10 protein-coding genes are annotated in these 11,497 nt (G+C 61.0%); 8 read left to right on the top strand and 2 right to left on the bottom strand.

The window, feature by feature from the left end; translation table 11 throughout:
* Positions 1-165: 165 nt before the first annotated feature.
* From CW267_RS19225 to CW267_RS19250, 6 genes are read left to right on the top strand one after another with little or no spacing between them, the layout of a single operon-like run.
* Complete coding sequence (locus CW267_RS19225) at positions 166-1,425, top strand: flavin-containing monooxygenase (RefSeq protein WP_032735433.1); 1,260 nt, start codon at positions 166-168, stop codon at positions 1,423-1,425.
* A gap of 24 nt (positions 1,426-1,449) precedes the next feature.
* Positions 1,450-1,884, top strand: coding sequence for a RidA family protein (locus tag CW267_RS19230; protein WP_032735434.1), 435 nt, complete (start codon positions 1,450-1,452; stop codon positions 1,882-1,884).
* Positions 1,881-2,555, top strand: a complete 675-nt coding sequence (locus tag CW267_RS19235; protein WP_008805132.1) for a DUF1028 domain-containing protein — start codon at positions 1,881-1,883, stop codon at positions 2,553-2,555. Before CW267_RS19230 ends, CW267_RS19235 begins: the two co-directional genes overlap by 4 nt.
* A complete protein-coding gene (gene argE / locus CW267_RS19240; protein WP_124038086.1) occupies positions 2,533-3,705 on the top strand; it encodes an acetylornithine deacetylase in 1,173 nt (390 codons plus the stop codon). Before CW267_RS19235 ends, argE begins: the two co-directional genes overlap by 23 nt.
* Before the next feature lie 24 nt (positions 3,706-3,729).
* Positions 3,730-4,548, top strand: coding sequence for a phytanoyl-CoA dioxygenase family protein (locus tag CW267_RS19245; RefSeq protein ID WP_012541938.1), 819 nt, complete (start codon positions 3,730-3,732; stop codon positions 4,546-4,548).
* A 22-nt stretch (positions 4,549-4,570) separates the two neighbouring features.
* Entirely contained in the window at positions 4,571-5,032 is a 462-nt protein-coding gene (locus CW267_RS19250; RefSeq protein ID WP_100781178.1) for a hypothetical protein, read from the top strand.
* 2 nt (positions 5,033-5,034) lie between these two features.
* Here the strand turns inward: CW267_RS19250 and tynA are convergent, their stop codons facing one another.
* Both tynA and paaZ read right to left on the bottom strand, forming a co-directional pair.
* Positions 5,035-7,302: a primary-amine oxidase gene (gene tynA / locus CW267_RS19255; protein ID WP_032735436.1), complete on the bottom strand. Its 2,268-nt coding sequence runs from the start codon at positions 7,300-7,302 to the stop codon at positions 5,035-5,037.
* A 641-nt stretch (positions 7,303-7,943) separates the two neighbouring features.
* Entirely contained in the window at positions 7,944-9,989 is a 2,046-nt protein-coding gene (paaZ, locus tag CW267_RS19270; protein WP_032735437.1) for a phenylacetic acid degradation bifunctional protein PaaZ, read from the bottom strand.
* 286 nt (positions 9,990-10,275) lie between these two features.
* Here paaZ and paaA point away from each other — a divergent pair, with 286 nt between their 5' ends.
* Entirely contained in the window at positions 10,276-11,205 is a 930-nt protein-coding gene (gene paaA / locus CW267_RS19275) for a 1,2-phenylacetyl-CoA epoxidase subunit PaaA (RefSeq protein ID WP_032735438.1), read from the top strand.
* A gap of 11 nt (positions 11,206-11,216) precedes the next feature.
* On the top strand, positions 11,217-11,497 hold a 281-nt coding region (gene paaB / locus CW267_RS19280), incomplete at its 3' end, for a 1,2-phenylacetyl-CoA epoxidase subunit PaaB (RefSeq protein WP_101148649.1).

An 11,497-nucleotide genomic window follows, 5' to 3' on the forward strand; every position in this document is an offset into this window, starting at 1 on the left:
AACGCCTGTCGATCCGGCAGGCATTATTTTTTGTCGTCACTCAGCCTCGTAAAATTCTATTCAGTCGATCGTTTTATAATATTTTACCAATTCGTCACAGTTAAATAACCTGAAAGCCGTCAATTCCGGCGACGTCGTCGGCAACTGTGCTTGAAGGATAGCGAAATGACTGAACAGATTACCGAGATCGATACCCTGGTGGTGGGCGCGGGGCAGGCGGGCGTCGCCATGAGCGAGCATCTGACCCGGCTGGATATCCCCCACCTGGTGCTGGAAAAGCAGGGTATTGCCCAGGCCTGGCGCAGCGGACGCTGGGATTCGCTGGTCGCCAACGGCCCGGCCTGGCACGATCGGTTCCCGGGCATGGTGTTCCCGGACTGCCCGGCAGACAGCTTTGTCGGCAAAGAGCAGGTGGCAGACTATTTTGCCGCCTATGCCCGCAGCTTCAATGCGCCGATCCGTACCGGGGTGGAGGTTTTCAGCGCCGAACGCCTCGTCGGACGGCCGGGCTTTCGTATCGACACCTCGCAGGGGGTGATTGAAGCGCAGCGGATCGTGGCGGCCACCGGGCCGTTTCAGCGGCCAGTGATCCCGGCCATCGCCCCACAGAGTCAGGCTATTCAGCAGCTCCACTCCGCGCACTATTTTAACCCGCAGCAGCTGCCGGAGGGCGGTGTGCTGGTGATTGGCGCAGGCTCCTCCGGCGTGCAGATTGCCGATGAGCTACAGCGAGCCGGACGCGCGGTGTGGCTGTCGGTGGGAGCGCACGACCGCCCGCCGCGTCGCTATCGTCAGCGCGATTTTTGCTGGTGGCTCGGGGTGCTGGGAATGTGGGATGCCGCGGCCAATGCGCCGGGTAAAGAGCATGTCACTATCGCGGTGAGCGGCGCGCGCGGCGGCCATACCGTCGATTTTCGCCAGCTGGCGCATCAGGGGGTCACGTTAGTGGGGCAGACCCGCGGCTTTGACGGTGACAAAGCACTGTTTCACCACGACCTGGCGGAGAATATCCGCCGCGGCGATGCCTCCTACCTTGCGCTGCTCGACGCCGCGGACGCGTGGGTGGCCCGCAACGGCATGGACCTGCCCGAAGAGCCCTCCGCCCGCGAATTTCTGCCCGATCCGGCCTGCGTCACCGACCCGCTGCTCAGTCTCAATCTGGTGGAGGCCGGGATCGGCGCCATCATCTGGGCGACGGGCTACACCACCGACTATCGCTGGCTGAAGGTCAACGCCTTCGATGACGCACAGCGGCCACAGCATCACCGCGGCGTGTCGACGGAGCCGGGCATCTATTTCCTCGGCCTGCCGTGGCTCTCGCGGCGCGGGTCCACCTTTATCTGGGGCGTCTGGCACGATGCCAAATATATTGCCGACCAGATCGCCATTCAGCGCCAGTACCAGCGTTACCAGCCGTCCTGTTAACCGTTTTCCTTAAGGAGTGCTTTGATGCCAACTCATACCCGTATTCGCATGTTTAACACCAAAGAGACCTACCCGAACCAGGCGCTGAACAACGATCTGTGCCAGGCGGTGCGGGCCGGCAATACCGTCTACGTTCGCGGCCAGGTTGGCACCGATTTCGCCGGCAATCTGATTGGCCTCGGCGACCCGCGGGCGCAGGCGGAGCAGGCGATGAAGAATGTCGCGCAGTTGCTGAAAGAGGCGGGAAGCGACCTCACGCATATCGTCAAGACCACCACTTATCTGATCGATCCCCGCTATCGCGAGCCGGTCTATCAGGAGGTGGGCAAATGGTTAAAAGGCGTCTTTCCCATCTCCACCGGGGTGGTGGTGTCGGCCCTCGCGCAGCCGCAGTGGCTGATGGAGATTGACGTTACGGCGGTGATCCCTGACGACTGGCAGGGGGAGGCAGCAGAATGACTCTCTCTATTAGCGCCCGCTGCCCGGAATCAGGTCAGCTGGGCATTGCCATTAGTTCGTCGAGCATGGCCGTGGGATCTCGCTGTCCGTGGCTATTGCCCGGCGTCGGCGCGGTCGCCAGTCAGAACATAACCTTACCGTCGCTGGGGCCGCATATTCTTGGTGCGCTTGAGGCGGGGGCCTCCGTTGAGCAGGCTCTGAACCTGGCCCTGGCGGAGGACCGCTTCCGCGAATATCGCCAGGTCGCGGCGATTGATGCCAACGGTGAAGTGGCGGCGTTCAGCGGGGAACATACTCTCGGGATCGGTGGCACCCTGGCGGGAGATAACTGCGTGGCGGCGGGCAACATGCTGGCCAGTCACGAGGTGATCGCCGCGATGGTGGCCGCCTTCGAGACGGCGAGCGGTGAACTGGCCAGCCGGCTGCTGGCCGGGCTGCGCGCGGGGATTGCCGCCGGGGGCGAGGCCGGCCCGGTCCACTCGGCGGCGGTGAAGGTGGTGGACGATTACCCGTGGCCGGTGGTCGATCTGCGTATTGACTGGGCGGAGACGGATCCGCTGGCGGCCCTTGAGCAACTGTGGCTGGCCTGGGAGCCGCAAATGGACGCCTATATTACCCGGGCGCTCGACCCTCGCGATGCGCCCGCCTATGGCGTCCCCGGCGATGAATAACATCCTCGCCGCGCTGCTGGCTTTTGACACCACCAGCCGCCATTCGAACCTGGCGATGATCGACTGGATCGCCGATTTTCTCGCTGCCCGCGGCGTGGCGTCCCGCCGCTTTTATGACCCGTCGGGCGGTAAGGCCAATCTCTACGCCCGGCTGGGGCCGTCCGGCGGCGGTGGGGTGATGCTCTCGGGCCACACCGACGTGGTCCCGGTGGACGGCCAGGCCTGGAGCGTTCCGCCTTTCAGCCTCACCGAGCGCGATGGCCGCTACTATGGCCGCGGCAGCGCCGATATGAAGGGGTTTCTCGCCTGCGTGCTGGCGGCAGTGGATGACTTTCTGGCGGCGCCGCTGCGCATGCCACTGCATCTGGCCTTCTCCTATGACGAAGAGGTCGGCTGTCTCGGCGTGCGCAGCCTGGTGGATTTTCTGCAGGCCTCGCCGGAGAAACCGGCGCTGTGCCTCATCGGCGAGCCGACGGAGATGCAGCCGGTGTTCGGTCATAAAGGCAAACTGGCCATGCGCTGCTGCATCGAGGGGCAGGCCTGCCATTCGGCCTATGCCCCGCAGGGGGTGAACGCCATCCGCTACGCGGCCAGGCTGATCAACCACCTGGATCGGCTGGGCGTGCGTCTGGCCCGGCAGCAGGACAGCCGCTTTTCGCCGCCCTTCAGCACGCTGCAGGTGGGCACCATTCAGGGTGGGGCCGCGCTGAATATTGTTCCGCAGTCCTGCCGCTTTGATTTTGAGATCCGCTACCTGCCGGGGATGCGTCCCGAAGCGGTCACCGAGGCGCTGGCGGCCTACGCCCGCCGCCAGCTGCTGCCGGAGATGCGCCGGGTAGGCAGCGGGAGCGACATCCAGTTCCAGCTGTTAAGCCACTATCCGCCGCTGCTCAGCGATCCGCAGTCCGACTTCGCCCGCTGGCTGTCACAGTGGTGCGGCAGCGATCGCTTCTCCACCGTGGCGTTCGGCACCGAAGGAGGGCTGTTCGATGAGATGGGCGTCGCGACCCTGGTCTGCGGACCGGGCAGCATGGCCCAGGGCCATAAGGCCGATGAGTACATCAGCATCGCGCAGACCGAGCGCTGTATGACGATGCTGAGACAGCTTTGCGCGTGGATGCGTGCCGAACCGGCGGAACCGCTCACCTGATCCCTCAACACAGGAACCCAAGCGATGCACAATCAACACTCTCCCCACATCGATCAAGCGACCATCGACCGCTGGCAGGCGGATGGCGCGGTGTTATTAAAAGGCGTCTTTACCCCCTGGGTCGATCGCCTCGCCGAGGGGGTCACGGCGCTGATGGCCAGCCCCAGCGAGTATGGTCATGCGCGCACGGTGATCCCCAAAGATGGTTCGCCGCCTTTTTTTCAGGACTACTGCAACTGGTCGCGGATCCCGGCGTTTAGCGAGTTTGTCTTTCAGTCAGCGGCCGCCGAGATCGCGGCGGCGCTGATGCAGTCGCAGACGGCGAAATTTTTCCATGAACATACGCTGGTCAAACCGGCCGGAGGCAGCACGGTGACTCCCTGGCATCATGACCAGCCCTACTATTGCGTCTCCGGCAGACAGAACGTCAGCTTCTGGATCCCGCTGGACCCGGTGGCGGAGGCCACCTCGCTGCGCTGCATTCGCGGGTCGCATCGCTGGGAGGAGGAGTTCAGTCCTACCCGTTTCAATGGCACTAAGCTTTACGAGCACACCCGGTTCAGCACCCTGCCGGATATCGACGCCCATGAGGACGAATACGATATCGTCAGCTGGGCGCTGGAGCCGGGGGATGCGGTGGCCTTCCATTTCCGCACCGTCCATGGCGCCCGCGGCAACCCCGGCGCGCGGGCGCGACGGGTCTTCTCCGCCCGCTGGGTGGGGGATGACGCCGCGTTTGCCGATCGCGGTGGCGTGACATCGCCACCGTTCCCCGAGCTGACCCTGCGGGACGGCGACCCGCTGGATTCCCCGCTGTTCCCCCAGGTTTGGCCGCGGGCGTGAGCCACTGGCGGCGGGATCTGCTATGATCCCGCCTTTCGCTGTCTGGAGCCTGTCGATGTTCAACGACGCCATTGTTTATGATCGCTACGGGCCGCCGGCCGCCGTGCTGACCCTGAAACGCCTGCCGCTGGCGCCGCTGGCGGGCGATCTGGTGTTTGACGCGGTGGGCGGCGAACTGGCGAATACGCTGCTGTCGGTGCTGCCCGCATCGTCGATCCTGATCTCCTATGGGCTGTTATCCGGGCAGCCGCTGACCCAGACGCGCGGTAGCGCGACGGTGCGCAAGTTTCATCTGCGGGAGGCGCTGCCGACACTCAGCGTGGCGGCGTGGCGGGCGGCGTTTGACGAGATTTGGCTGCGCTTGCCAACGACCACCCAGCCGCCGGCCCAGCGCATAGCGTTGAACGACTGGCGGGAGGCAATTACCGCCGCCGACCAGCCGGGAAGAGGCGGAAAAATCCTGCTCGATTTCACCGCCGGTTAAGATTACTTTTTCTTCTCGCCAAGGGTTGGGGTTTCGTCAAAGAAGTTCCACGGCTTCAGCAGGGCGTGCGCCCACTCGGTCGGCATGATCGGCCACTCTTCGGCGCGCGCCACGTGAGTGGTGCCGGTGGTGATCCACACGACGTCATCGTGGTTAGTCAGCGGCTCATCATCCTTTGCGTACTGCCCTAAGCCGGTATCCTGGGCGGAACGGTTCGGGTATTTCCCTTCCGGATAACGCTCTGTCGGGTGGTAGCGCGTCACCCACAGCTGTTTATCCATAAAGCTCAGGCGATGGTAGATCCACTCGTCCGGGGCGAACTTCGCGCCGGTCGCCGCCGGGTGCGTACCGCCGGCATACGGGATGATCTGATAAGAGACCGGGTTACCCATGCGGTTCTCTTTGCTGGTGTTGCTCAGCAGGCGAATGGTTCCCGGGTCGAATTTCTGCGCCGCTTTCTGCTCGCTGTCAATGGTGTACTGATTCACCTGCATGGTACTGGTGCGCGGGCCACCGGCGGTGTTGGGCTTCACTTCAGGATCCATCGCCACCAGGGTGTTGTTTTCGCCGTCCACGTCGAGGTCGAGGCGGAAGTTATAGATGTGCTGATGGGTAGTGCCGACAATATTATGGTCGATCAGCGTCCCGTAGCGGGTATCCTCTTTGGCGCTGGGGTCATGCATGGTCTTCGCCATCACGCCTTTAACGGCTTCAATGCCGGTGGCGCCGGCGTCGATACCGATGGTGCCGTTGTCGTGGAACACCCAGTCAAAGATATAGTCGTAGTTGCCGACGGTACTGATCCAGCGCACCACCAGCTCCCGGCGCTCGGTACTGACGTTGGGCTTGCCCATCTCCAGGTGCTTATATTCTGGCCCGGCATAGCGTTCGAATATGGCGACCGCGCCTGGAATAGTGGTCGGTTTGCCGGTGTAATCAGCGATGGTTTCATCCAGCAGTACCGCATTCGATGGCGCGTCCTTGCCGCGGACAATCGGCGAGGTCAGGGTGCCCATGCCGTAATCGCCGGAGTCCAGATAGGCTTTGAAATACCAGCCGACGTCCGGGTCGCCGTAGGGGACGATCATCCCGCCCAGGGAACCTTCATACATCACCTGGCGTTTTTTGCCGTTATCGTTGTAGGTCACCGTCGAGAGAATTGGCCCGACGCGTGAGTTCAGGCGCAGGTGGAAATCCCAGTTCTGCCAGTGAATGGTATCCCCGGTGATTGTGTAGTTTTTGCCTTCCGGTTCGGTTATCTCCAGCGGTTTCACCGCCGGGGCGTTGCGGTCGCGGCCATCATACGGACGGGGCTCCATCGGTACCGGGATAACCGGGCCTTCCTCAATTTTGATAATTTTCTTCGCTTCAAGGTCGACCACCGCCACCAGGTTTTCAATCGGGTGCGCCCAGTAGTTGCCGTCGCCGGTATCGAGATAACTGACCACCTTCAGCAGACGCGCATCCTGCTGCAGGCCATCTTTGCCATCAAAATAGCCGACGGTGAGCGGGGTGGTGACCACTTTACTGGGATCGGTAATACCGTGCTTTTTCAGCACCTCAGCGAACTCGCTGCTGGCATTGATGATGTTCTGCACGCTGACAAAATCATCGAGCAGTACCATCCCGTGGGCGCCTTTAACTGGCGTCCAGGAGAGGATTTTTTTGTTTTGCAGATCGACGACGGCTTCAATCACGTGTTTGCCATCCAGCATCACCACATCGGCGGTGCGCGGTGAATCGACCGGCGTACCCTGCAGGGCAAAGGCCCACACCGCCGCTTTATCCGGCTCGTGCAGGGAAATTTCGGTAAAGCGGGTATTGGGCTGGAATTCCGGCGCGGCTTTAACAATGGTCACCGCTTCACTGATTTCCGCCGCCGAGAGCGAGTTTAACGGGTGAGGGCGCTTTTCCACCTGGAAGGTCTGATCGAGACCGGACTGGAATACATCGTTGATAAAGGTATCGGAGACCCAGGCTTTACCTTCCTTCATTACTACCGGCACCTGTAGATCAAGGGGTTTACCGTTGACGATCACCGTTTTGGCGCCGGGTTTTACTTTGACGTAAGCGCCGTCTTTTATCAGGGTGAACATTTGCGCGTAGTCATCCCACTGCACATCGGCGCCGAACGCCTGCAGCGTTTTATCCAACGGCACCATGTGCGCTTCGCTACCGTGAGCGAAGACCGGTGATTGCCAGGCGCAAACCACCGCGACAGCCAGCGCCAGCGCGGTTTTACGAGGAGAAAATTTCAAGCCGTTTGCCATAGTGACCTCATCTTATTGTTGTGTTGTCTCTTGCCGCTGCGAATGTCGGCTTTGTCACCCTTAAGCTACCAGCCAGCGGCGCCGGGGCGTTTGTTTGCTTTTGCCAGCTTGTTTGTCAGTTTTGCCAGACGGACGTAAAAAATGCCTCCGCAGAGGCATTGAGAACGTGCGCCGATTTTTTTGCCGGGTGGCGGCTGACGCCTTACCGGGCCTACAGCCCCTACAGATCCAAATCATCGCTGGCGCTGGGGCCGCTGAAACTGCCGGTGCTGGCGGCCTCAAAATCGCTGAGACGTTCCCGGAAGGCCGGGGCAGCCCGCATGGATGCGGGCTGAGGGCCGTGTTTTGCAGGGACGCTGCCTCGGCCCGACCCGCAGCCTGCAGGGAAAAGTCGAAGGCACCACGCAGTGGCGATTTTGCTGGCCGGAGCCCGGGGGTACAGGGGGCGGCGGCGACTGGCCGCCCCCTGTGCGCTCCCTGCGCCATGAGTGACATAACGCAGACGATTAATCGGGAGCGCAATGTGCGCTGAAGCCACAGATAACATAAAGGACTTCCCGGGGCGAAACCGTTGCAAACCGATTGCAGGATCAATGGCTCAAGGATCGGCCAACAGAGCGCCAGCGGTCTATTTTCCGCTATTACGCCGGAAAATCCCCTTGCTGGCGCGCCACCAGGGTCAGAATGGAATACAGCGCCACCGCCTGCTGGTGCTGGTTGAAAATCTCCACCGCCCATTCCACCACGCCGGTGGCTTTCTCATCGGCGCTACGCTGACGCTTAACGGTTTTACGCTTACAGGTCAGGCGAACCTGAATGGTGTCTCCCGGTTTGACCGGCTCAATAAAGCGCAGGTTTTCCATCCCGTAGTTGGCGATAACCGGCCCGACGCCGGCATCGACGAACAGTCCGGCCGCAGCGGAGATCAGGAAATAACCGTGGACCACCCGCTCGCCGAAAATCGACTCGGCGGCGGCGATTTTGTCCATGTGCGCATAGAAATGGTCGCCGCTCAGGCAGGCGAAGTTAACGATATCCGCTTCGGTGAGGGTTCTCCGCGGGGTTAATAAGCTATCGCCAGGCTGGATCTCTTCGAAGTATTTACGGAACGGGTGAATGCGGTCTTCGCTAACCTGCGCGCCACGCACCCACTGCTGGCCGATGGTCGCCAGCATCGTTGGGCTGCCCTGGACCGCGGTACGCTGCATATAGTGTTTCACCGAGCGCAGCCCGCCAAGCTCTTCTCCGCCGCCCGCGCGGCCAGGGCCGCCGTGTACCAGCTGCGGCAGCGGCGAGCCGTGGCCGGTCGACTCTGCCGAGGACTCCTCGTTAAGGATCTGAATACGACCATGGGCGCGCGCGGCGCCAAGGATAAACTCGCGCGCCAGCTCGCCGCTGGCGGTGACCAGCGTACCAGCCAGACTGCCACCGCCGGCGCGTGCCAGCGTCAGCGCATGCTGGCGGTCGCGATACGGCATCAGCGTCGCTACCGGGCCAAAGGCTTCAATGGCGTGAACCTCTGGCGTTTCATCCGGCTGCGGGCAGTACAGCAGGGTCGGCGGGAAGAACGCGCCATCAGCATTAAGATCTGCCTGTCCGCCGAGCAGCGCTTCACAGCCGGCGGCGATCAGTTTATTGACGTTATCCTGCACGTCCTGACGCTGCTCGGTGTTGACCAGCGCCCCCATCTTTATGCCTTCCTGCGCCGGGTCGCCGACGGTGATTTTTTGCAACCGGGCGATCAGCGCTTCACGTACCGCATCGATTTGTGCGTGCGGCACGATGATGCGACGGATAGCGGTACATTTTTGCCCGGCTTTCGCCGTCATCTCGCGGACCACTTCCCGAATAAACAGCGCGAATTCCGGTTGCTCCGGGGTGACATCTTCGCCTAAAACGCAGCAGTTGAGCGAATCTGCTTCCATGGTAAAGGGAATCGATTTGGCCACCAGGTTAGGATGCGACCGTAGCTGCTGGCCGGTGGCGGCAGAGCCGGTAAAGGTCACCACGTCCTGGCTATCGAGATGGTCGAGAAGATCGCCCGCGCCGCCGCAAATCAGGCTGATGGCGCCTTCCGGCACCAGGCCGCTGTCGACAATCGCTTTCACCATCGCCTGGGTAAGCTGGGCGGTAGCGGTGGCCGGTTTAATGATCGCCGGCATGCCGGCAAGCCAGGTCGGCGCCAGTTTTTCCAGCATTCCCCAGCAGGGGAAGTTGAAGGCGTTGATATGGACGGCGACGCCTGATTTCGAGGTCAGCACGTGACGCGCGGCAAAACCCCCTTGTTTGGAGAGCGGGATCAGCTCGTCCTCCGGCCACAGGAGATCGTCCGGCAATTCGCGACTACCGAGCCCGGCATAGGTGAAAAGGGTCCCGATGCCGCCTTCAATATCCACCCAGCTGTCGGCGCGAGTGGCGCCGGTTTGCGCGGAGATGGCGTAGAACTCGTCTTTCTGCTCCAGCAGCCGTTTTGCTACCGCTTTTAACATCGCGCTGCGTTCAATAAAGGTCATGGCTTGCAGAGCTTTACCGCCGCGCTCAATCGCGAAGCGGCGCGCCTGCGCCATATCCAGGCCTTCACTGGTCACCTCCCACAGCGCCGCGCCGGTGATGGCGTGATGGATAGTACGGGCGCGGCCCCGGCCGGTCTGCCAGGCGCCGGATAAGTAGCTGGCTAACTGCTGCATCGCAAATCTCCAAATATGTTACGTGTGATATCTATAAATAGTTCTTTTATGAATCATAAAAATCAAGTCTGTATTTAATAATTTATTAACATTGTGATCGGCGGCTGGTGGGGCGTTGCGTTTATGATACTGATTTATCAGCTGTTTACAAAAGGTTTTGCGGTTAGCATCACAAAAGGAGCAAACAAAATTTGTGGTTTTATTTAACCAATATGTAACCTTCAATAAACAAAGTGATTCACAAAAATGTTTTTGTTGTGAATATCGGAATCATAAAGGTGATGACGTGACAGAAGAACAACGCTTTGACCAGCGCATCGCGCAGGAAACGGCCATCGAACCGCAGGACTGGATGCCGGATGCCTACCGTAAGACCTTGATTCGGCAGATAGGCCAGCACGCGCACTCGGAAATCGTCGGCATGCTGCCGGAAGGCAACTGGATCACCCGCGCGCCGACGCTGCGCCGCAAAGCGATCCTGCTGGCTAAGGTACAGGATGAGGCCGGGCATGGGCTTTATCTCTATAGCGCCGCGGAAACGCTGGGCTGCGCGCGGGAAGACCTGTATCAGAAAATGCTCGACGGGCAGATGAAATATTCCTCCATTTTTAACTACCCGACCCTGAGCTGGGCGGATATCGGCGTGATCGGCTGGCTGGTCGATGGCGCGGCCATCGTCAACCAGGTGGCGCTGTGCCGGACCTCCTATGGCCCCTATGCCCGGGCGATGGTCAAAATCTGCAAAGAAGAGAGCTTTCACCAGCGTCAGGGTTTTGAAGCCTGCATGGCGCTGGCGCAGGGCAATGACGCGCAGCGGCAGATGCTGCAGGACGCCATTAACCGCTTCTGGTGGCCGGCGCTGATGATGTTTGGCCCCAACGATGACAACTCGCCGAACAGCGCCCGCAGCATGGCGTGGAAAATCAAACTGCACTCCAACGACGAGCTACGTCAGCGCTTCGTCGATAACACCGTGCCGCAGGTAGAGATCCTCGGTATGACCGTCCCGGACCCGGATTTGCAGTTTGATGAAGCCAGCGGCCACTACCGCTTCGGCGAAATCGACTGGCAGGAATTTAACGAGGTGATTAGCGGCCGTGGGATTTGCAATCACGAGCGGCTGGCCACCAAGCGTAAGGCCTGGGAAGAGGGCGAATGGGTGCGCGAAGCCGCGCTGGCCCATGCGCAAAAACAGCAGGCCCGCAGCGCGGCATGAGGAGAGACAACATGAGCAAAGTTTACTGGCCGTTATATGAAGTGTTCGTTCGCAGCAAACAGGGGTTATCCCATCGTCACGTCGGCAGTCTGCACGCCGCCGATGATCAAATGGCGCTGGAGAATGCCCGCGATGCCTATACCCGCCGCAGCGAAGGCTGCTCAATTTGGGTGGTGAAGGCCAGCGAAATCGTTGCTTCGCAGCCGGAAGAGCGCGGCGAATTCTTCGACCCGGCGGAAAGCAAAGTCTACCGTCATCCGACTTTCTATACCGTGCCGGATGGCATGGAACA

This window comes from Klebsiella sp. X1-16S-Nf21 (assembly GCF_002837615.1).
In the GTDB taxonomy this organism is placed as follows: domain Bacteria; phylum Pseudomonadota; class Gammaproteobacteria; order Enterobacterales; family Enterobacteriaceae; genus Klebsiella; species Klebsiella variicola.

What these genes read in the sequence shown, in the direction of transcription:
- CW267_RS19250 (WP_100781178.1), top strand. Translation starts at nt 4,571, where the DNA reads ATGATCCCGCCTTTCGCTGTCTGGAGCCTGTCGATGTTCAACGACGCC.
- argE (WP_124038086.1), top strand. Translation starts at nt 2,533, where the DNA reads ATGGCGTCCCCGGCGATGAATAACATCCTCGCCGCGCTGCTGGCTTTT.
- CW267_RS19230 (WP_032735434.1), top strand. Translation starts at nt 1,450, where the DNA reads ATGCCAACTCATACCCGTATTCGCATGTTTAACACCAAAGAGACCTAC.
- tynA (WP_032735436.1), bottom strand. Translation starts at nt 7,302, where the DNA reads ATGGCAAACGGCTTGAAATTTTCTCCTCGTAAAACCGCGCTGGCGCTG.
- paaZ (WP_032735437.1), bottom strand. Translation starts at nt 9,989, where the DNA reads ATGCAGCAGTTAGCCAGCTACTTATCCGGCGCCTGGCAGACCGGCCGG.
- CW267_RS19235 (WP_008805132.1), top strand. Translation starts at nt 1,881, where the DNA reads ATGACTCTCTCTATTAGCGCCCGCTGCCCGGAATCAGGTCAGCTGGGC.
- CW267_RS19245 (WP_012541938.1), top strand. Translation starts at nt 3,730, where the DNA reads ATGCACAATCAACACTCTCCCCACATCGATCAAGCGACCATCGACCGC.
- CW267_RS19225 (WP_032735433.1), top strand. Translation starts at nt 166, where the DNA reads ATGACTGAACAGATTACCGAGATCGATACCCTGGTGGTGGGCGCGGGG.